This is a genomic window from Actinosynnema sp. NPDC037264, assembly GCF_055603705.1.
In genome coordinates this window covers 89,723-109,953 of record NZ_JBVJVK010000023.1, presented here as the reverse complement: position 1 = coordinate 109,953, position 20,231 = coordinate 89,723, and the positions used below count along the sequence as shown (strand labels likewise).

Below are 20,231 nucleotides of genomic sequence, written 5' to 3'. Positions count from 1 at the left end.
CGCCCGCGAGCGGTGAGACCACCGCCGGGACCTAGTGCGACCCGTCGGCCTGCCGCGAGCCGTCCGGCTGGGGGAGGGCGTTGCCGATGCCCATCCCGACCGCCGCCGTCGCCATGACCAGCAACGCGGTGAACGCCGCGCCGCCCGTCAGCGCCGGCCCGAGCGACTCGAGCCCCGTCTGGTCCACCAGCGACCGCCCGGCCACCCCGGCGATCCCGGCCAGCGGCCCGGCCACCAGCGCCGCGGCGAACCACACCATGCCGCGCCCTTCGAGCTGCCGCCACGCGTCCAACGCGCCCCACAGCACGCCGATCACGACCACCAGCCCGATCGCGATGTACCGGATGGACGCGGCGGCCTCGGGGCTGTGCACGCTCACGGCCGAGGTGCCGGTCTGCACCCCGCCGTGGAACAGACCCAGCCAGAACCCTCGGACCAGCCACGCGCGCATGCGCCCCACCCTAAGTCGGACCGACGGCCCGTCATAGCACCCACCAGGCACGCACTGTCCGTCACGCGACTGTCGCACGATTCAGCACGGTTCACCCGATCGAGTGGCACGGTGTGGTGGTCCACCGAGCCTTACGCTGCTGACATGCCGCACTCCACTCGCCGCGCCGCCCTGCGCGCCACGCTCCGGGACCGGGAGCTGGACGCGCTGCTGGTGACCAACCTGCTCAACGTCCGCTACCTCACCGGGTTCACCGGCTCGAACGCGGCGCTGCTCGTGCACGCCGACTCCGACGACGCGACGGTGTTCTGCACCGACGGCCGCTACCTCACCCAGGCCGCCGCGCAGGTGCCGGACCTGGAGCGGGTCATCGACCGGCCGTGCGACGCGGTGCTGGTCGAGCGGGCGGCCCGGCAGAACGGGGCGCGGACGGGCCGGGTCGGCTTCGAGAGCCGCCACGTGACCGTGGACGGCCTGGACGTGCTCACGGACGCGGCCGACGGCACCGAGCTGGTGCCGGCGCCCGACCTGGTCGAACGACTGCGGCTGGTCAAGGACGACGCCGAGGTCGAGGCCCTGCGCATGGCGTGCGCGGCGGCCGACAGGGCGCTGGCCGGCCTCGTCGAGCACGGCGGCCTGCGGCCGGGCCGCAGCGAGAAGGAGGTCGCCCGCGAGCTGGAGAGCCGCATGCTCGACCACGGCGCGGCCGGGCGCGCGTTCGAGTCGATCGTGGCGACGGGCGCGAACTCGGCCGTGCCGCACCACCGGCCGACCGACGCCCTCGTCCGCGACGGCGACTTCGTGAAGCTCGACTTCGGCGCGCTGGTCGACGGCTACCACTCCGACATGACCCGCACCGTGGTCGTCGGCCGGGCCGCGGACTGGCAGCGCGAGCTGTACCAGCTGGTCGCGGCCTCGCAGGCGGCGGGCCGGGCCGCGCTGGCGGTCGGCACGCCCTACGCGGACGTCGACGCGGCGGCGCGCGGCGTGATCGAGGAGGCCGGGCACGGCGACGAGTTCCTGCACGGCCTCGGCCACGGCGTCGGCCTGCAGATCCACGAGGCTCCAGCGCTGTCGAAGGCGGGTGACGGTACACTTCTGCCCGGTATGGCGGTCACCGTCGAGCCCGGTGTGTACCTGGCCGGGAAGGGTGGTGTCCGCATCGAGGACACGCTCGTGGTGCGCGAAGGCGCCCCGGAGCTCCTCACCCTGACCACGAAGGAGCTCGTGGTCATCTGAAGTCGGATCGCCTGGAATCGGATTCGTCGGCCGAGCCGACGTCGTCCTCCACTCACGCAACAGGAGAGCCCACCACCGTGGCCACCACCAACGACCTGAAGAACGGCCTGGTGCTGAACCTCGACGGCCAGCTGTGGACCGTCACCGCGTTCCAGCACGTGAAGCCGGGCAAGGGCGGCGCCTTCGTGCGCACCACGTTGAAGCACGTCCTGTCCGGCAAGGTCGTGGACAAGACCTTCAACGCGGGCACCAAGGTCGAGACGGCCACCGTCGACAAGCGCGGCATGACCTACCTGTACAAGGACGGCGCCGACTTCGTCTTCATGGACGGCGACACCTACGACCAGATCAGCATCCCGGCCGAGACGGTCGGCGACGCGGCGAACTACATGCTGGAGAACCAGGAAGCCGTCGTCGCCATGCACGAGGGCGTCGCGCTCTACGTCGAGCTCCCGACCTCGGTCGAGCTCGTGATCCAGCACACCGACCCCGGCCTGCAGGGCGACCGCTCCACCGGCGGCACCAAGCCCGCCACGCTGGAGACCGGCGCGGAGATCCAGGTGCCGCTGTTCGTCACGACGGGCGAGAAGATCAAGGTCGACACCCGCGACGGCCGTTACCTGGGCCGAGTGAACGGCTGAGATGGGCGCACGGAGCAAGGCCCGCAAACGCGCGCTGGACGTCCTCTACGAGGCCGACCTGCGGGGCGCCGACCCGGTGACGCTGCTGGCGGACCGGGTCGGTTCGACGGACGTGCCGCCGGTGAACGACTACACGATCGTCCTGGTGGAAGGCGTCACGGCGCACCGCGCGCGCATCGACGACCTGATCTCCGAGCACGCGGAGGGCTGGACGCTGCAGCGCATGCCCGCGGTCGACCGCGCGGTGCTGCGGATCGGGCTCTACGAGCTGCTGTGGGCCGCCGACGTGCCGGACGCGGTCGCGATCGACGAGGCGGTCGAGCTGGCCAAGGGCCTGTCCACGGACGACTCGCCGCGGTTCGTCAACGGCGTGCTCGGCCGGATCGCGGTCATCGCCGACCAGCTCCGGGCCGTGCTCTAGCCACCCGCGGCCCGCGCGGCCGCAGGGCCTGCCGCCGAGCAGGCCGGAAGGGCCACCCGTTGGCGAACCGCCGGGTGGCCCTTTTCCGCGTGCTCAGTCCTCCTTGGCCGGACGAGCCTCGGGAGGCAGCACGCCCCAGTCGATGAGCTGCTCGGTCAGCTCGCCGGGCGTCATGTCGTAGATGATCGCCAGCGACCGCAGGTCCTCGGTCCGGATGGACAGGACCTTGCCGTTGTAGTCGCCGCGCTGGCTCTGGATGGTGGCCGCGTACCGCGCGAGCGGCCCGACCTTCTCCGCCGGCAGCTGTTGCAGCCGTTCCAGGTTGATGACGATCTTCGTGGCGGGTTCCGCACCGGACGGCACCCGACCTTCCGGCAGCAGCTCGGCCACCGGGACGCCGTAGAAGTCGGCCAGCTCGGCGAGCTTCTGCACGGTCACGGCGCGGTCGCCGCGCTCGTACGAGCCGACGACCACGGCCTTCCAGCGACCGCCGGACTTCTGCTCGACGCCGTGCAAAGACAAGCCCTGCTGCTGGCGGATCGCGCGGAGCTTGGCCCCCAGCGCCTTGGCGTAGTCGCCCATGTGGCGGTTCTCCGTTCATTCGCCCCGTCAGCCGGTAGGGGACTGCCGCGGGGAGGCTTAGATCAATACGCAGAGTAATGATTGCTCTCCGTGGTCACCAGGTCAAGCTGATCTCGCTGGGACAGGTGGGCGAGACCACGCACACCACCCGGAAGATTGACCGCGCTCGCCTGATACGGTGCTGGTCAGCCCGGTCGCAGCCGGGTGTCCGACGTCCTTTAAGGACCCGTCCAGCGAGGCGGGGAAGGAGGTCCAACCGTGGCGCCACGTCAACGTGGCGCGACGGACCCGGCCGGGGAGCGAGAGCTCCTGTCGGCCGGCGACGTCGCGCGCACCGTCGCCCGAATGGCCCATCAGATCATCGAGAAGACCGCTCTTGATGCACCCAGCGCACCCGCGGTAGTCCTGTTGGGGATTCCGAGCCGGGGAGCGCCGCTGGCCCGCCGGCTGGCCGTGCGGATCGCCGAGTTCTCGGGTGTCGAGCCGCCCACCGGCACGCTGGACGTGACCCTCTACCGGGACGACCTGCGCCGAGGGCCCACCCGCCCGCTGGAGGCGACCAAGCTGCCCGAGGGCGGCGTCGACGACAAGCTCGTGGTCCTGGTGGACGACGTGCTGTTCTCCGGCCGCACGATCCGCGCCGCGCTCGACGCCCTGCGCGACCACGGCCGCCCGCGCGCCGTGCAGCTGGCCGTGCTGGTCGACCGGGGCCACCGCGAGCTGCCGATCCGCGCGGACTACGTGGGCAAGAACGTGCCCACGGCCCGCACCGAGGAGGTCCACGTGCTGCTGGAGGAGTTCGACCAGCGCGACGGGGTGGTGCTGCGGTGAAGCACCTGCTCACCACCGAGGGCATCGACCCGGCCGAGGCGACCGCCATCCTGGACACCGCGGCGAGCCTCAAGCAGGCCCTCGAAGGCCGTGAAGTGCGCAAACTGCCGACGTTGCGCGGTCGCACGGTCATCACGATGTTCTACGAGAACTCCACCCGCACGCGCGTCAGCTTCGAGATCGCGGGCAAGTGGATGAGCGCGGATGTGGTGAACGTCTCATCGTCCGGCTCCAGCGTGAGCAAGGGCGAGTCGCTGCGCGACACCGCGCTGACCCTGGCCGCGGCCGGCGCGGACTGCGTCATCGTGCGGCACCCGGCCTCCGGCGCGGCGCACCGGCTGGCCGGCTGGCTGCGCGAGGCGGGCACGTCCGTGGTCAACGCGGGCGACGGCATGCACGAGCACCCCACCCAGGCCCTGCTCGACGCGGCCACCCTGCGGGAACGGCTCGGCGACCTGCGCGGTCGCCGGATCGCGATCGTCGGCGACGTGCTGCACAGCCGGGTCGCCCGGTCCAACGTGCACCTGCTCACCGCCCTGGGCGCGGACGTGACGCTGGTCGCGCCGCCGACCCTGCTGCCGGTGGGCGTGCAGAGCTGGGGGGTTCCCTCGCCCGCCGGCGACGGAGGCACGCTCACCGTCTCGCACGAGCTGGACGCCGAGCTGCCGAGCCTCGACGCCGTGATGCTGCTGCGGGTGCAGGCCGAGCGGATGCACGGCGGGTTCTTCCCGTCGGCCCGCGAGTACTCCATCGCCTACGGCCTGAGCGAGCGGCGGCTGAAGCTGCTGCCCGAGCACGCCGTCGTGCTGCACCCCGGTCCGATGCTGCGCGGCATGGAGATCGCCTCGGCGGTCGCCGACTCGCCCCGCGCGGCCATCACCGACCAGGTGCGCAACGGCGTGCACGTGCGCATGGCCGTCCTCTACCACCTGCTTGCCCACGAGGAGGAAACCCCGTGAGGGAGCTTGCGACCGAACAGATGAACACGAGCAACCCCGCGATCTCTTTGATCCTCAGGGGAGTAAGGCCTTACGGCGAGGGTGACCCGATCGACGTGCTGGTCCGCGACGGCGTGATCGCCGCGATCGGGTCCGTGGCGGAGGAGGGCGCGGAGGTCGTCGACGGCAACGGCGCGGTCCTGCTGCCCGGCTTCGTCGACCTGCACACCCACCTGCGCGAACCCGGCCGCGAGGACACCGAGACCATCGCCACCGGCTCGGCCGCCGCCGCGCTGGGCGGCTACACGGCCGTGTTCGCCATGGCCAACACGAGCCCGGTCGCGGACAACGAGGTCGTCGTCGCGCACGTCGCCCGGCGCGGCCGCGAGGTCGGCCTGGTCGACGTGCACCCGGTCGGCGCGGTCACCGTCGGCCTGGAGGGCGTGAAGCTCGCCGAGCTGGGCACGATGGCCAAGGCGGGCGTCCGGGTGTTCTCCGACGACGGCCACTGCGTGCACGACCCGCTGATCATGCGACGCGCGCTGGAGTACAGCAAGGCGCTGGACGTGGTCGTCGCGCAGCACGCCGAGGAGCCCCGGCTGACCGTGGGCGCGCAGGCGCACGAGGGCGAGCAGGCGTCCCGGCTGGGGTTGCCGGGCTGGCCCGCCGCCGCCGAGGAGTCGATCGTGGCCCGGGACTGCCTGCTGGCGCTGCACGCGGGCGCCCGGCTGCACGTCTGCCACGTCTCCACCACCGGCACGGCCGACGTGCTCAGGTGGGCCAAGGCCCGGGGCACGGAGGTCTCCGCCGAGGTCACGCCGCACCACCTGCTGCTGACCGACGAGCGGCTGGCGACCTACGACCCGGTGAACAAGGTCAACCCGCCGCTGCGCACGGCGGCCGACGCGAAGGTGCTGCGCGAGGCGCTGGCCGAGGGCGTCATCGACTGCGTGGCCACCGACCACGCGCCGCACGCCGTGCAGGACAAGGACACCGAGTGGTCCGCCGCCCGGCCCGGCATGCTCGGCCTGCAGACCGCGCTGTCGATCGTGGTGGAGACCATGGTCAGGACGGGGCTGCTGGACTGGCGCGGCGTGGCGCGGGTGATGAGCGAGCGGCCCGCCGAGATCGCGCGCCTGCCCGACCAGGGCCGGCCGATCGAGGTCGGCGAGCCCGCCAACCTCACCCTGGTCGACCCGGACGCCACCTGGACCGTGCGCGGCGCCGAGTTCGCCAGCATCGCGGCCAACACGCCGTTCGAGGGCATGGAGCTGCCCGGCGCGGTGGTCGCGACCCTGCTGCGCGGGCGCGTGACGGCCCTCGGCGGAAGGATCACCGCATGACCCGGGTGTTGCTCTCGCTGGCCGTGCTGGCGATCTTCCTGCTCTGCCTGTACGGCATGTGGCGCGGCTGGCAGCGGCGCGCGCGCCGGCAGGCCGAGGTGCTGCCGGAGTTCCCGCAGCCGCCCGCCGAGACCGGCGCGACGATGCTGGAGACGACCGGCGTGTACGTCGGCACCACCATCGGCGACGACTGGCAGGACCGGGTGGCGGTCGGCGACATCGGCCACCGCGCCGAGGCGACCCTCAAGCTCACCGAGAACGGCGTGCTGGTGGAGCGCACCGGCGCGAGCGCGCTGTGGATCCCGGTAGAACGGGTGGATGGGGCCCGAACGGCCCGCGGCCTCGCGGGCAAGGTGATGACGGCGGACGGCCTGCTGGTCGTGCGCTGGCACCTCGGCGACCGGGTGTTCGACACCGGGTTCCGGGGCGATGACAAGGACGTGTACGAGCAGTGGGTGCAAGCGCTGGGAGGCGACTCATGACGAACGCGGCACTGGTGCTGGAAGACGGCCGCGTGTTCCGCGGTGAGGCCTACGGCGCGGTCGGCGCGAGCCTGGGCGAGGTGGTGTTCTCCACCGGCATGACCGGCTACCAGGAGACCCTGACCGACCCGTCCTACCACCGCCAGATCGTGGTGCAGACGGCGCCGCAGATCGGCAACACCGGCTGGAACGACGAGGACGACGAGTCGAGCCGCATCTGGGTCTCCGGCTACGTGGTGCGCGACCCGGCCCGCGTGCCGTCCAACTGGCGGTCCACGCGCAGCCTGGACGACGCGCTGGTCGGCCAGGGCGTCGTCGGCATCTCGGGCATCGACACCCGGATGCTGACCCGCCACCTGCGCGAGCAGGGCGCGATGCGCGCGGGCGTGTTCTCCGGCGACGAGCTCGGCAGCGTCGAGGAGATGCTGGCGCGCGTCCGCAGCGCGCCGCCCATGGTGGGCGCGGACCTCGCGGGCGACGTCACCACGCCCGAGCCGTACGTGGTCGAGGCCGTCGGCGAGCGCCGCTTCACGGTGGCCGCGCTGGACCTGGGCATCAAGTCCAACACGCCCCGGATGATGGCCGCCCGCGGCATCGAGGTGCACGTCCTGCCGCTGACCTCCACCGTGGACGACCTGGTGGCGGTCAAGCCGGACGGCGTGTTCCTGTCCAACGGCCCCGGCGACCCGGCGACCCAGGCCCACGCGGTCGAGCTGACCCGCGGCGTGCTGGGCCGGCGGATCCCGCTGTTCGGCATCTGCTTCGGCAACCAGATCCTGGGCCGCGCGCTGGGCCGCGACACCTACAAGATGCGCTACGGCCACCGGGGCATCAACATCCCGGTGATCGACGTGGCGACCGGCAAGGTGGCGATCACCGCGCAGAACCACGGTTTCGCGCTGGAGGGCGAGCCGGGCGAGGAGTTCACCTCCGACTTCGGTCGCGTGCTGCTGAGCCACTACTGCCCCAACGACGGCACGGTCGAGGGCGTCCGCGCCCTGGAAGTGCCCGCGTTCAGCGTGCAGTACCACCCGGAGGCGGCGGCGGGTCCGCACGACGCCGCCCCGCTGTTCGACGAGTTCGTGACGATGATGAGCGAGGGCCGCTGACCATGCCGAAGAGGACTGATCTCAAGCACGTGCTGGTCATCGGCTCCGGCCCGATCGTCATCGGGCAGGCCTGCGAGTTCGACTACTCCGGCACCCAGGCGTGCCGGGTGCTGCGCGAGGAGGGCCTGCGGGTCTCCCTGGTCAACTCCAACCCGGCGACGATCATGACGGACCCGGAGTTCGCCGACGCCACCTACGTCGAGCCGATCACCCCGGAGTTCGTGGAGAAGGTCATCGCGGCGGAGCGGCCCGACGCCATCCTGGCCACGCTGGGCGGCCAGACCGCGCTGAACACCGCGATCGCGCTGCACGAGCGCGGCGTGCTGGAGAAGTACAACGTCGAGCTGATCGGCGCGGACATCGACGCCATCGAGCGCGGCGAGGACCGGCAGATCTTCAAGGACCTGGTCCGCCGGATCGGCGCGGACGTGCCGCGCAGCGCGGTCTGCAAGACCATGGAGGACGTCCGCGCGACCGTGGCCGACCTGGGCCTGCCGGTCGTCATCCGGCCGTCGTTCACCATGGGCGGCCTCGGCTCGGGCATGGCGCACACCCCGGAGGAGCTGGAGCGGCTGGCCGCGAGCGGCCTGGCCGAGTCCCCGGTCACCGAGGTGCTGATCGAGGAGAGCGTGCTCGGCTGGAAGGAGTACGAGCTCGAGCTGATGCGCGACCGCAACGACAACGTGGTCGTCGTCTGCTCCATCGAGAACATCGACCCGATGGGCGTGCACACCGGCGACTCGGTGACCGTGGCGCCCGCGATGACACTCACCGACCGCGAGTACCAGCACATGCGCGACGTCGGCATCGCGGTCATCCGCGAGGTCGGCGTGGACACCGGCGGCTGCAACATCCAGTTCGCCATCCACCCCGGCAACGGCCGCATGGTCGTCATCGAAATGAACCCGCGGGTGTCCCGCTCGTCGGCCTTGGCGTCGAAAGCGACCGGTTTCCCGATCGCCAAGATCGCCGCGAAACTGGCCATCGGCTACACGCTGGACGAGATCCAGAACGACATCACCGGGGAAACGCCGGCCAGTTTCGAACCGACCCTCGACTACGTCGTGGTGAAGGTGCCGAGGTTCGCCTTCGAGAAGTTCCCGGGCGCCGACAGCACGCTCACCACGACCATGAAGTCGGTCGGCGAGGCCATGTCCATCGGCCGCAGCTTCATCGAGGCGCTCGGCAAGGCGTTGCGCTCCATGGAGACCAAGGCCGCCGGCTTCTGGACGACGCCCGACCCCGCCGACCCGGCCGAGTCGCTGGAGTCCACTCTGGACGCCCTGCGCAAGGGCCACGACGGCCGCCTGTACACGGTGGACCGCGCGCTGCGCCTGGGCGCGACGATCGAGCAGGTGCACGAGGCGTCGCGGATCGACCCGTGGTTCCTCGAGCAGCTGGCCTGGCTGGTCGACCTGCGGGCCGAGATCGAGGCCGCGCCCGTGCTCGACGAGCGCCTGCTGCGCAAGGCCAAGCGGGCGGGCCTGTCGGACCGGCAGGTCGCCGCGCTGCGCCCGGAGCTGGCCGGCGAGGACGGCGTCCGCTCGCTGCGCCACCGGCTGGGGGTGCGGCCGGTGTTCAAGACGGTCGACACGTGCGCCGCCGAGTTCGCCGCCAAGACGCCCTACCACTACTCGGCCTACGAGCTGGACCCCGACGCCGAGACCGAGGTGACCGGGCAGCGCGACAAGCCGAAGGTGCTCATCCTCGGCTCGGGCCCGAACCGGATCGGGCAGGGCATCGAGTTCGACTACTCGTGCGTGCACGCGGCCATGGCGCTGCGCGAGGCCGGGTACGAGACCGTGATGGTCAACTGCAACCCGGAGACGGTCTCCACCGACTACGACACCTCGGACCGGCTGTACTTCGAGCCGCTGACGTTCGAGGACGTGCTGGAGGTGTTCCACTCCGAGCAGCGCTCCGGCACGGTCGTGGGCGTGATCGTGCAGCTCGGCGGCCAGACGCCGCTGGGCCTCGCGCGGCGGCTCGCGGACGCGGGCGTGCCGGTCGTGGGCACCCCGCCGCACGCCATCCACCTCGCCGAGGAGCGCGGCGCGTTCGGCCAGGTCCTCGCCGACGCCGGGCTGCCCGCGCCGAAGTACGGCATGGCCACCTCGTTCGCGCAGGCCAAGGCCATCGCCGACGAGATCGGCTACCCGGTGCTGGTGCGGCCCTCCTACGTGCTCGGCGGTCGCGGCATGGAGATCGTCTACGACGAGGAGACCCTCCAGGGCTACATCCAGCGCGCCACCGAGGTCAGCCCGGAGCACCCGGTGCTGGTCGACCGGTTCCTCGACGACGCCATCGAGATCGACGTGGACGCCCTCTACGACGGCAACGAGGTGTTCATCGGGGGTGTGATGGAACACATCGAGGAGGCCGGCGTGCACTCCGGCGACTCGGCGTGCGCCCTGCCCCCGATCACGCTCGGCGAGTCGGACATCGACGCGGTCCGGCGGTCCACGCTGGCCATCGCCGAGGGCATCGGCGTGCGCGGCCTGCTCAACGTGCAGTACGCGCTGAAGGACGACGTGCTCTACGTCCTGGAGGCCAACCCGCGCGCCTCGCGCACCGTGCCGTTCGTCTCCAAGGCCACGGCGGTGCCGCTGGCCAAGGCCGCGGCCCGGATCATGCTCGGCGCCACGGTGGCCCAGCTGCGCACCGAGGGGATGCTGCCCGCGACCGGCGACGGCGCGAAGCTCCCGCCGCACGCCCCGGTCGCGGTCAAGGAGGCCGTGCTCCCGTTCCACCGGTTCCGTACGCCGGAGGGCAAGGGCGTCGACTCGCTGCTCGGCCCGGAGATGAAGTCGACCGGCGAGGTCATGGGCATCGACGTGTCCTTCGGCATGGCCTACGCCAAGTCCCAGACCGCCTCCTACGGCTCCCTGCCCACGTCGGGCCGGGTGTTCGTGTCGGTGGCCAACCGGGACAAGCGGGCCATGATCTTCCCGGTCAAGAGGCTCGCCGACCTGGGCTTCGAGGTGCTGGCCACCGCCGGGACGGCCGAGGTGCTGCGCCGCAACGGCATCCCCTGCACGATCGTGCGCAAGCACTTCGAGGGCGCCGACAACATCGTCGACGCCATCCTCGCGGGCACCGTCGACATGATCATCAACACCCCGTACGGCAACAACGGGCCCCGCGTGGACGGCTACGAGATCCGCACCGCGGCCGTGGCCAAGGACATCCCGTGCGTGACCACGATCCAGGGTGCAGCGGCGGCCGTGCACGGCATCGAGGCCGCCATCCGCGGCGACATCGGCGTGCGGCCCCTCCAGGCCCTCCAGGCGGCCCTGCGGGGTGACGCGTGAGCGCGGCGGGGCAGCGGTTCGGGGCGCGGATGGCGAAGGCCGTCGCCCAGCACGGCCCCCTGTGCGTGGGCATCGACCCGCACCCCGGCCTGCTGGCGTCCTGGGGCCTCTCCCAGGACGCCGCGGGGCTGGAGCGGTTCGCGCTGACGTGCGTGGAGGCGTTCGGCGGCCACGTGGCCCTGGTGAAGCCGCAGGCGGCCTTCTTCGAGGCGCACGGGTCACGGGGCGTGGCGGTGCTGGAACGCGTCGTGGCGGACCTCAGGGACAGCGGCACGCTGGTGCTGGTGGACGCGAAGCGCGGCGACATCGGCTCCACCATGGCCGCGTACGCCGCGGCCTACCTCACCGAGGGCTCGCCGTTGGCCGGCGACGCGGTCACCGCGTCGCCGTACCTCGGCTTCGGATCGCTCGACCCGGCGCTCGAAGCGGCCGCCGCGAGCGGTCGCGGAATATTCGTGCTCGCGTTGACTTCGAATCCGGAGGGGGCCTCCGTGCAGCGCGCGGTGGGCCCCGACGGGCGTTCCGTGGCGCAGTCGGTCGTGGACTCCGCGGCCCGCGCGAACGCCGGTCTCGAACCGTTCGGCGACGTCGGCCTGGTGGTCGGCGCGACCGTGGGCGAGCACCGGCTGGACCTCTCCGACCTGCACGGATACGTCCTCGCGCCGGGGTTCGGGGCTCAGGGCGCCACGGTCGCGGACCTGCGTGCGCTCTTCGGCGAGGACCTGCGCGGCGTGCTCCCGACGACCTCCCGGGACGTGCTCAGGCACGGCCCTGAGACCGCAAAGTTGCGGTCGGCGGCGGACGCCGTGCGGCGCTCCCTGGAGATGTGATCACGATCAAATCGCGACACGCTTCACGTGGTCCGCTCACCTGCGCAAACGTTCCCTGGTACGGTCCTGGCCACCGACGGGTCCATCACCCATCGAGCGCATACCACACACGGCGTGCGCAAGGCGTTACCGGTGGCGGTGATGGGCTTGTTGGTGGGTGTTGGTACTACTACCACCCGCCGCAACCACTCCAGCGCTGAAAGATTCACCTGACTGGGACCCACGTTGTACCCAGGCAATTGCGCTCGGTACGGTCGCGGCACCGATCCAGAATTGAAATTCCCACACCACGGAGGAAATCGTGGCCCTTCCCCAGCTTACCGAGGAGCAGCGGGCCGCAGCGCTGGAGAAGGCTGCTGCCGCTCGTCGCACTCGGGCTGAGCTCAAGGAGCGCCTCAAGCGTGGCGGCACGAACCTGACCGACGTGCTGAAGGCCGCCGAGAGCGACGAGGTCCTTGGCAAGATGAAGGTGTCCGCGCTGCTCGAGGCGCTTCCGGGCGTCGGCAAGGTGCGTGCGCAGCAGATCATGGAGCGCCTTGAGATCGCTCCGAGTCGGCGGCTGCGCGGCCTGGGTGAGCGGCAGCGCAAGGCGCTGCTCACCGAGTTCAGCGGCGAGTGACTGATGGCACCGGGGTGGGGTCGGGCGCACGCGCCCGGCCCCGCCTCACCGTTCTGTCCGGCCCGTCCGGCGTGGGCAAGTCCAGCGTGCTGGCCGAGCTCCGCCGGATGGGACCGGAGATCCACTTCAGCGTCTCGGTGACCACGCGGAAGCCGAGGCCGGGCGAGGTCGACGGGGTGCACTACCACTTCGTCGGCGGCGCCGAGTTCCGCGAGATGGTGGCCAGGGGCGAGCTCCTGGAGCACGCCGAGTTCGCGGGCAACTGCTACGGCACGCCCAAGGAGCCCGTCGAGCGGGCACTGGCGGCCGGCACGCCGTCCCTGCTGGAGATCGAGCTGCAGGGCGCCCGGCAGGTCCGGGTCGCGATGCCGGAGGCCCAGCTGGTGATGCTGGCCCCGCCGTCGTGGGAGGACCTGGTCGGTCGGCTCACCGGCCGCGGCACCGAGGACCCCGCCGTCGTCGCCCGCCGGCTGGAGATCGCCAGGGAGGAACTGGCGGCCGAACCGGAGTTCGACGAGGTCGTGGTGAACGACGACGTGAAGTCGGCCGCCGCGAGCTTGCTAAACTTGGTGGTCGGCCCGGTGCCCGACGCGTGAGCACGCGCGTCGCGAGGCACGGGACGGCCCGCAGACCCACCCCTGAACCGCAGGAGCGTTGACGAGTGACCACGCACACCGAGCTGGGCCCGCTCTCGGGTACTCCGGAGGGCATCACCAACCCCCCGATCGACGACCTCCTGGAGCAGGTCAGCTCGAAGTACGCGCTGGTGATCTACGCCGCCAAGCGCGCGCGCCAGATCAACGACTACTACGCGCAGCTCGGCGAGGGCCTGCTCGAGTACGTCGGCCCGCTGGTCGAGCCGGGCCCGCGCGAGAAGCCGCTGTCGATCGCGCTCCGGGAGATCCACGCGGGTCTCCTCGAGCACACCGAGGGCGAGTGACCGAGGCCGTCGCCCCCGACCGCCCCAACGTCATCCTGGGGGTGGGCGGGGGCATCGCCGCGTACAAGGCGTGCGAGGTGCTGCGCCGGCTCACCGAGTCCGGCCACGCCGTGCGCGTCGTGCCGACGGACGGCGCGCTGAAGTTCGTCGGCGCGGCCACGTTCGAGGCGCTGTCGGGCCAACCGGTGCAGACCGGGGTGTTCGAGGACGTGCCGTCGGTGCCGCACGTGAAGCTGGGGCAGAACGCCGACCTGGTAGTCGTCGCGCCCGCCACGGCGAACCTGATCGCGAAGGCCGCCCACGGCCTGGCCGACGACCTGCTCACCAACACGCTGCTGACCGCGCGCTGCCCCGTCCTGCTCGTGCCGGCGATGCACACCGAGATGTGGGAGCACCCCGCGACCCGGGCGAACGTGGCGCTGCTGCGCTCGCGCGGCGTGGTCGTCGCCGAACCCGCCAGCGGCAGGCTGACCGGCAAGGACACCGGCAAGGGCCGGCTGCCCGAGCCCGCCGAGATCGTCGACCTGGCCCGGTTGCTGCTGGCGCGCCCCGACGCGCTGCCGCGCGACCTGGAGGGCGTGCACGTCGCCGTGTCGGCGGGCGGCACGCGCGAGCCGCTCGACCCGGTGCGCTTCCTGGGCAACCGCTCGTCCGGCCGGCAGGGCTACGCGCTGGCCAGGGTCGCCGCCCAGCGCGGCGCGCGCGTGACGCTGGTCGCCGCGCACACCGCGGACCTGGTCGCGCCCGCCGGGGTGGACGTCGTGCGGGTCGGCTCGGCGCTGGAGCTGCGTGACGCGATGCACACCGTGGCCGCCACCGCCGACGTCGTGGTGATGGCCGCGGCCGTTGCCGACTTCCGGCCGGTCGAGCTGGTCGAGCACAAGATCAAGAAGACCGATCGCGACCCCGACCCGGTCGCGCTCACCCGCAACCCGGACATCCTGGCCGAGCTGGTCGCCGCGCGGCGACCGGGCCAGGTCGTCGTGGGGTTCGCGGCCGAGACCGGGGACGCCGGCACCGGCGTGCTCGAGTACGGTCGCGCGAAGCTCAAGCGCAAGGGCTGCGACTGGCTCGTCGTCAACGCCGTCGGCGACGGGCGCGCGTTCGAGGTCGAGGACAACGCCGGCTGGCTGCTGTCCGCGGACGGCGCGGAGACCCCGATCCCGCACGGCTCGAAGGCGCGGCTGGCGTCCGCATTGTGGGACGCGGTCGCCCCTGCCGTCGAACGGGACCCTTCGCGCGCGAGCGCTCAGTAAGCTTGAGACCATTCGCAGATCGGACAGTTAGGGAGTGTCGTGAGCCAGCACAGCAGCAGGCTGTTCACCAGTGAGTCGGTGACCGAAGGGCACCCGGACAAGATCTGCGACGCCATCAGCGACTCGATCCTCGACGCGCTGCTGGCGAAGGACCCGCGCTCGCGCGTCGCGGTGGAGACGATGGTCACCACCGGCCAGGTGCACGTGGCGGGCGAGGTCACCACCGAGGCCTACGCCGACATCCCCTCGATCGTGCGGGACAAGATCGTCGAGATCGGCTACGACTCGTCGGCCAAGGGCTTCGACGGCTACTCGTGCGGCGTGAACGTGGCCATCGGCTCGCAGTCGCCGGACATCGCGCAGGGCGTGGACACCGCGTTCGAGAAGCGCGTCGAGGGCACCGAGGACGAGATCGCCAAGCAGGGCGCGGGCGACCAGGGCCTCATGTTCGGCTACGCGTGCACCGACACGCCCGAGCTGATGCCGCTGCCGATCGCGCTGGCGCACCGGCTGTCGCGGCGGCTGACCGCGGTGCGCAAGGACGGCACGGTGCCGTACCTGCGTCCCGACGGCAAGACCCAGGTCACCATCGAGTACGCGGGCGACCAGCCGGTGCGGCTGGACACCGTCGTGGTGTCCACGCAGCACGCGGACGGCATCGACCTGGAGAAGCTGCTCGGCGTCGACATCCGCCGGCACGTCGTGGCCCCCGAGGTCGACGCGCTCGGCCTGGACACCTCGGACGTCCGGCTGCTGGTCAACCCGACCGGCCGGTTCGTCATCGGCGGCCCGATGGGTGACGCCGGCCTGACCGGTCGCAAGATCATCGTCGACACCTACGGCGGCATGGCCCGCCACGGCGGCGGCGCGTTCTCCGGCAAGGACCCGTCGAAGGTGGACCGGTCCGCGGCGTACGCGATGCGCTGGGTGGCGAAGAACGCGGTGGCCGCCGGGCTGGCCACGCGCATCGAGGTGCAGGTGGCGTACGCCATCGGCAAGGCGGCCCCGGTGGGTCTGTTCGTGGAGACCTTCGGCACCGAGACCGTCGACCCGACCAAGATCCAGCAGGCGATCGGCGAGGTCTTCGACCTGCGCCCGGCCGCGATCATCCGCGACCTGGACCTGCTGCGCCCGATCTACGCCCCGACCGCCGCTTACGGCCACTTCGGCCGCACCGACGTCGACCTGCCGTGGGAGAGCACGGACCGCGCCGACGCCCTCCGCGCCGCCGCGGGCGCCTGACGCCCGACCGGCGTTGGGGCGCCTGACGCCCGAGCGACGCTGCGCAGGGGTCCCCGCCCAAGGGGACCCCTGCTTTTATTTTGCCGGCGGGGTCCGACAATCCCCCGCCGCTGTCCGCGGCCGGGCAGCATCGTGGCCGGTCGGCGGCACGTGCCGGATGGCGGTGAGTGGGCGCGGTCCGTGCCGCGGTTGGAGACCGTCGACCTGGCGCGGTGTCCGGCGTCGACACCACGGAGTCGCGGCCTGGACGGCACGAACGGCTTCGCTTGAACACGGTTCCCGACGGCACGGCGCGGTCTGACGGTTCCGCGTCGATGTCCGCCGCGGGTTGCGCGGGTGTGGTCCGGAGGACCTCTTGAGTTCACCGGCGCGCGTTAGACACGGTCATGCCCGACACGCGTCGCACGCCGCACACCGCCGTGACGGGTTCCCTGCTGCCGCCGTCGGTGCACGAGGCGTTGGCACGGGAGCCCCGGTCGGGTGGGTTGTCCGCCATCGAGCACGTCGTGCTGCTCGTGCGCGAGCGCCGGTCGTTCGACCACTGCTACGGCACGTTGCGCGGGGTGCGCGGCTTCGCCGACCCCGACGCGATCGACGACGCCCGCAGCGCCACCGCCCACGACCGACGTGACCTGCCGTTCGACTACGAGCTGGCGGACACGTTCACCGTCTGCGACGCCTACCACGGCACGCCCCACGCCGAGGCCGAGTGGGCGGGGTACGCCGAACGGCTCCAGGACGCCGGCACGTCGTGGCGCGTCTACCGGGAGTCGGCCGAACGCCAGGACCAGTTCGCCACCCGGTTCGCGAGGATCGCGCGCGAGGCACTGTGCGACGGGGAGCTGACGGCGTCGTTCCGGGCCGACGTGGTGGCGGGCCGGCTGCCCCGGGTGTCGTTCCTCCTGGCGTGCGAGCACCCTGACGCGTCACTCACCTACGAGGTGCTCGACGCGTTGGCGTCCACGCCGGACGTGTGGGACTCCACCGCGTTGTTCGTCACCCACGTCGAGGCCGACGGGCACTTCGACCACGTGCCGCCGCCCTGCCCGCCGCACGGCGTGGCGGACGCGCCCGGGCTGGGGCCGCGCGTGCCGATGGTCGTCGTGTCGCCGTGGACGGTCGGCGGGTACGTGGACTCGCAGGTGTTCGACCACTCGTCCACGATCCGGTTCCTGGAACGGTGGCTCGGCGTGGCGGCGCCGGGGATCGACGCGTGGCGGCGGACCGCGTGCGGCGACCTGACCTCGGCGTTCGACTTCACCCGGCGGGCGCGCCGGCCGGTGGTGGTGGAGCACGGCCCGCCCGTCGACCGGCAGGAACCGGGCGTGCGGCCAGCCCGCCCGCTGCCCTACCAGCCGGACGTGTCGGGTGCGGCGGTCGGCGGCGAGGTGCGGCTGGAACTGCGGAACTCGGGCGACGAGAGCGTGCACCTGGCGCTGCACCCGCACGCGGGCGAGTTCGAGGGCCCGGTCCACTTCGACGTGCGGTCCTCGGTGGACGTCGTGGTGCCGTTCGAGGGCCGGTACCGGTTCACCGTGGTCGGGCCGAACGGGTTCCGGCGCGAGTTCGCGGGCGCGCGGGGCGAGTCGGTGGCGCTGGCCACGTCGGCGCACAGCCGCATGGTGTCGATCACGCTGGCGAACTTCGGCCCGTCGGACGTGACGTTCGCCGTGGTGGGCGACGGGCGGGACTTCAAGGTGGCGGTGCGGCCGGGCAGGCGGCGGCTGGTGCCGTGGCTGACCGCGTTCCGGCACGGCTGGTACGACGTGACGATCACCTCCGACGGCGGGTTCCGCCGCAGGCTGGCGGGGCACCTGGAGAACGGGCGGGAGAGCGTGTCGCCCGCGATCACCCGGTCGTGATCTTGCCAAGGTCGAACACGTGTTCGATACTGGGGGCATGGTGTCCCGATCGGGGCCCGGGTCGCGGGCGTCCACCCCGGTCTCTGGTAGACCTCCACCCGTGGCGGGCAAGGCGACGACCAGGAGGGGCGAGCGGGTTCCCGCCGCCTCGCTACCGGTTGCCCGCGTGTGCGTGGACGTGCCGCTGGCGCACCTCGACCGGCCGTTCGACTACCAGGTCTCGACCGAGCAGGACGCGGACGCCGTGCCCGGCTGCCGGGTGCGGGTGCGGTTCGCCGGCCAGCTGGTGGACGGCTACCTGCTGGAGCGGGCGGAGTCGTCGGAGTACGGGCGGAAGCTCACGTTCCTGGACCGGGTGATCTCGCCGGAGCCGGTGCTGTCGCCGGAGGTGGCCGAGCTGGCGCGGGCGATCGCGGACCGGTACGCGGGGTCGTTGATCGACGTGCTGCGGATGGCGATCCCGCCCCGCCACGCGCGGGCCGAGGCCAAGCCCTCCGACGAACCCGCGCCGGTGCCCGAGGCGCCCTCGGACGAGGGGTGGGCGCGCTACCCGTTCGGGCCGAACCTGCTGGACGCGCTGCGGTCCGGCCGGGCCGCGCGGGCGGTGTGGCAGGCGCTGCCCGCCGAGGACTGGCCCGCCCGGCTGGCCGAGGCGGCGGCGTCGGTGGCGAGCACGGGCAAGGGCGCGCTGGTGGTCGTGCCGGACCACCGCGACCTGGCCCGGCTCCAGCGGGCGTGCGCGGCGCTGGTGGGCGAGGCGGGCGTGGTGACGCTGTCGGCCGACCTCGGGCCGTCCGAGCGGTACAAGCGGTGGCTGGCCGTGCGGCGGGGTGCGGTGCGGGTCGTGCTGGGCACGCGTGGCGCGGCCTTCGCACCGGTGCGGGACCTCGGGCTGGTCGCGGTCTGGGACGACGGCGACGACCTGCACTCCGAGCCGCGGATGCCGTACCCGAACGTGCGGGACGTGCTGGTGCAGCGCTCGCACCTGACCGGCGCGTCGCTGCTGGTCGGCGGCTTCGCCCGGACCGCTGAGGCCCAGTTGCTGGTGGACAGCGGCTGGGCGCACGAGGTGGTCGCGGCCCGCGACACGCTGCGGGCCGTGGCGCCGAGGGTGGCGGCGGTGGGCGAGAGCGAGTGGCAGGAGGTGAAGGACGCGGCGGCGCGGTCGGCCCGGCTGCCGTCGATCGCCTTCGACGCCGCGCGGGCCGCGCTGGCGGCGGACACGCCGGTGCTCATCCAGGTGCCCCGGCGCGGGTACGTGCCCGCGCTGGCCTGCGGTCAGTGCCGGTCGCCCGCCCGGTGCCGCCGGTGCGCGGGCCCGTTGGCGCTGCCGGGCGGCACCCAGGACGGCGTGCCGAGGCCCGCGTACTGCCGCTGGTGCGGCGCGACGGAGGCGGCGTACCGCTGCCCGAACTGCGGTTCGCGCCGGCTGCGCGGCCAGGTCATCGGCGCCCGCCGCACGGCCGAGGAGCTGGGGCGCGCGTTCAGCGGCGTGCCGGTCCGCACGTCGGGCGGCGACGAGGTGCTGGCCGAGGTGCCGGGCGGCCGGTCCCTGGTGGTGGCCACGCCGGGCGCGGAGCCGTTCACCGAGGGCGGCTACGGCGCGGCCCTGCTGCTGGACGGCTGGGCGCTGCTCGGCCGGGCCGACCTGCGCGCGGCGGAGGAGGCGCTGCGGCGGTGGATGACGGCGGCGGCCCTGGTCCACGCGGCCGGGCGGGTGGTCGTGGTCGCGGACTCGTCGTTGGCGCCGGTCCAGGCCCTGGTCCGGTGGGACCCGGTGTGGCACGCGCGGCAGGAGCTGGCGGCGCGGGCCGAGCTGGGCTTCCCGCCCGCCGTGCGGATGGCCACCGTGGACGGCGCGCCGGACGCGCTGGCCGGCGTCCTGGAGGAGCTGGACCTGCCGCCGACGGGCGAAGTCCTGGGCCCGGTGCCGCTGTCGGAGAACAAGGAACGCGCCCTGGTGCGGGTGTCCCGGACGGAGGGCCGCGCGCTGGCCGCGCTGCTGGCCGACGTGCTGGCCGTGCGCAGCGCCCGGAAGGAACCGGACGTGGTGCGGGTCAAGCTCGACCCGCTCGAAGTCCTCTGACCTCGACGTCCTCCGGCCCCGCGGCGTCGTCCGCTCCCACGAAGCGCT

19 protein-coding genes are annotated in these 20,231 nt (G+C 72.7%); 17 read left to right on the top strand and 2 right to left on the bottom strand.

Annotated elements, in window-relative coordinates; all coding sequences use genetic code 11:
• Window positions 1-31 precede the first annotated feature (31 nt).
• On the bottom strand, window positions 32-451 hold the full coding sequence (locus ACZ7GX_RS24660) for a B-4DMT family transporter (protein WP_498779863.1): 420 nt from the start codon (window positions 449-451) through the stop codon (window positions 32-34).
• Between the two features lie 144 nt (window positions 452-595).
• On the opposite strand from ACZ7GX_RS24660, the gene ACZ7GX_RS24655 reads away from it, so the two are divergent.
• The 3 genes from ACZ7GX_RS24655 (at window position 596) to nusB (ending at window position 2,752) form a co-directional block, all read left to right on the top strand.
• On the top strand, window positions 596-1,690 hold the full coding sequence (locus tag ACZ7GX_RS24655; RefSeq protein WP_498779861.1) for a M24 family metallopeptidase: 1,095 nt from the start codon (window positions 596-598) through the stop codon (window positions 1,688-1,690).
• 77 nt (window positions 1,691-1,767) lie between these two features.
• Window positions 1,768-2,331, top strand: a complete 564-nt coding sequence (efp, locus tag ACZ7GX_RS24650; protein ID WP_498779860.1) for an elongation factor P — start codon at window positions 1,768-1,770, stop codon at window positions 2,329-2,331.
• A gap of 1 nt (window position 2,332) precedes the next feature.
• On the top strand, window positions 2,333-2,752 hold the full coding sequence (gene nusB / locus ACZ7GX_RS24645; protein WP_053721638.1) for a transcription antitermination factor NusB: 420 nt from the start codon (window positions 2,333-2,335) through the stop codon (window positions 2,750-2,752).
• 93 nt (window positions 2,753-2,845) lie between these two features.
• Here the strand turns inward: nusB and bldD are convergent, their stop codons facing one another.
• On the bottom strand, window positions 2,846-3,334 hold the full coding sequence (bldD, locus tag ACZ7GX_RS24640; RefSeq protein WP_015103676.1) for a transcriptional regulator BldD: 489 nt from the start codon (window positions 3,332-3,334) through the stop codon (window positions 2,846-2,848).
• Window positions 3,335-3,592: 258 nt separating this feature from the next.
• On the opposite strand from bldD, the gene pyrR reads away from it, so the two are divergent.
• The 14 genes from pyrR (at window position 3,593) to ACZ7GX_RS24570 (ending at window position 20,183) form a co-directional block, all read left to right on the top strand.
• Entirely contained in the window at window positions 3,593-4,165 is a 573-nt protein-coding gene (gene pyrR, locus ACZ7GX_RS24635) for a bifunctional pyr operon transcriptional regulator/uracil phosphoribosyltransferase PyrR (RefSeq protein ID WP_498779858.1), read from the top strand.
• Entirely contained in the window at window positions 4,162-5,124 is a 963-nt protein-coding gene (locus ACZ7GX_RS24630; RefSeq protein ID WP_498779856.1) for an aspartate carbamoyltransferase catalytic subunit, read from the top strand. The genes pyrR and ACZ7GX_RS24630 overlap by 4 nt, the downstream gene beginning before the upstream one ends.
• A 20-nt stretch (window positions 5,125-5,144) precedes the next feature.
• Window positions 5,145-6,446, top strand: a complete 1,302-nt coding sequence (locus ACZ7GX_RS24625) for a dihydroorotase (RefSeq protein ID WP_498779894.1) — start codon at window positions 5,145-5,147, stop codon at window positions 6,444-6,446.
• Complete coding sequence (locus ACZ7GX_RS24620) at window positions 6,443-6,928, top strand: PH-like domain-containing protein (RefSeq protein WP_498779854.1); 486 nt, start codon at window positions 6,443-6,445, stop codon at window positions 6,926-6,928. Before ACZ7GX_RS24625 ends, ACZ7GX_RS24620 begins: the two co-directional genes overlap by 4 nt.
• Window positions 6,925-8,037 (top strand): glutamine-hydrolyzing carbamoyl-phosphate synthase small subunit, encoded by a 1,113-nt coding sequence (gene carA / locus ACZ7GX_RS24615; protein WP_498779853.1) that lies wholly within the window; start codon window positions 6,925-6,927, stop codon window positions 8,035-8,037. The genes ACZ7GX_RS24620 and carA overlap by 4 nt, the downstream gene beginning before the upstream one ends.
• Window positions 8,038-8,039: 2 nt before the next feature.
• Complete coding sequence (gene carB, locus ACZ7GX_RS24610) at window positions 8,040-11,348, top strand: carbamoyl-phosphate synthase large subunit (RefSeq protein WP_498779852.1); 3,309 nt, start codon at window positions 8,040-8,042, stop codon at window positions 11,346-11,348.
• 29 nt (window positions 11,349-11,377) lie between these two features.
• On the top strand, window positions 11,378-12,178 hold the full coding sequence (gene pyrF / locus ACZ7GX_RS24605; RefSeq protein ID WP_498779893.1) for an orotidine-5'-phosphate decarboxylase: 801 nt from the start codon (window positions 11,378-11,380) through the stop codon (window positions 12,176-12,178).
• 301 nt (window positions 12,179-12,479) lie between these two features.
• Window positions 12,480-12,797: an integration host factor, actinobacterial type gene (gene mihF, locus ACZ7GX_RS24600; protein ID WP_077005726.1), complete on the top strand. Its 318-nt coding sequence runs from the start codon at window positions 12,480-12,482 to the stop codon at window positions 12,795-12,797.
• Window positions 12,794-13,393, top strand: coding sequence for a guanylate kinase (gene gmk / locus ACZ7GX_RS24595; protein WP_498779850.1), 600 nt, complete (start codon window positions 12,794-12,796; stop codon window positions 13,391-13,393). The genes mihF and gmk overlap by 4 nt, the downstream gene beginning before the upstream one ends.
• A 65-nt stretch (window positions 13,394-13,458) precedes the next feature.
• On the top strand, window positions 13,459-13,737 hold the full coding sequence (gene rpoZ / locus ACZ7GX_RS24590) for a DNA-directed RNA polymerase subunit omega (protein ID WP_053721631.1): 279 nt from the start codon (window positions 13,459-13,461) through the stop codon (window positions 13,735-13,737).
• Window positions 13,734-14,993, top strand: a complete 1,260-nt coding sequence (coaBC, locus tag ACZ7GX_RS24585) for a bifunctional phosphopantothenoylcysteine decarboxylase/phosphopantothenate--cysteine ligase CoaBC (protein ID WP_498779849.1) — start codon at window positions 13,734-13,736, stop codon at window positions 14,991-14,993. The genes rpoZ and coaBC overlap by 4 nt, the downstream gene beginning before the upstream one ends.
• Before the next feature lie 39 nt (window positions 14,994-15,032).
• Window positions 15,033-16,235: a methionine adenosyltransferase gene (gene metK / locus ACZ7GX_RS24580; protein ID WP_498779847.1), complete on the top strand. Its 1,203-nt coding sequence runs from the start codon at window positions 15,033-15,035 to the stop codon at window positions 16,233-16,235.
• A gap of 386 nt (window positions 16,236-16,621) precedes the next feature.
• The gene (locus tag ACZ7GX_RS24575; RefSeq protein ID WP_498779845.1) at window positions 16,622-18,097 is read left to right on the top strand and encodes an alkaline phosphatase family protein; all 1,476 of its coding nucleotides are present in this window, start codon (window positions 16,622-16,624) and stop codon (window positions 18,095-18,097) included.
• Window positions 18,098-18,197: 100 nt separating this feature from the next.
• Window positions 18,198-20,183: a primosomal protein N' gene (locus tag ACZ7GX_RS24570; protein WP_498779843.1), complete on the top strand. Its 1,986-nt coding sequence runs from the start codon at window positions 18,198-18,200 to the stop codon at window positions 20,181-20,183.
• Window positions 20,184-20,231 lie beyond the last annotated feature (48 nt).

Bases quoted from the DNA above. Each gene is read 5' to 3' on its own strand.
- ACZ7GX_RS24660 (WP_498779863.1), bottom strand. From the start codon at position 451: ATGCGCGCGTGGCTGGTCCGAGGGTTCTGGCTGGGTCTGTTCCACGGC.
- ACZ7GX_RS24655 (WP_498779861.1), top strand. From the start codon at position 596: ATGCCGCACTCCACTCGCCGCGCCGCCCTGCGCGCCACGCTCCGGGAC.
- nusB (WP_053721638.1), top strand. From the start codon at position 2,333: ATGGGCGCACGGAGCAAGGCCCGCAAACGCGCGCTGGACGTCCTCTAC.
- bldD (WP_015103676.1), bottom strand. From the start codon at position 3,334: ATGGGCGACTACGCCAAGGCGCTGGGGGCCAAGCTCCGCGCGATCCGC.
- ACZ7GX_RS24625 (WP_498779894.1), top strand. From the start codon at position 5,145: ATGAACACGAGCAACCCCGCGATCTCTTTGATCCTCAGGGGAGTAAGG.
- ACZ7GX_RS24620 (WP_498779854.1), top strand. From the start codon at position 6,443: ATGACCCGGGTGTTGCTCTCGCTGGCCGTGCTGGCGATCTTCCTGCTC.
- carA (WP_498779853.1), top strand. From the start codon at position 6,925: ATGACGAACGCGGCACTGGTGCTGGAAGACGGCCGCGTGTTCCGCGGT.
- carB (WP_498779852.1), top strand. From the start codon at position 8,040: ATGCCGAAGAGGACTGATCTCAAGCACGTGCTGGTCATCGGCTCCGGC.
- pyrF (WP_498779893.1), top strand. From the start codon at position 11,378: ATGGCGAAGGCCGTCGCCCAGCACGGCCCCCTGTGCGTGGGCATCGAC.
- ACZ7GX_RS24575 (WP_498779845.1), top strand. From the start codon at position 16,622: ATGCCCGACACGCGTCGCACGCCGCACACCGCCGTGACGGGTTCCCTG.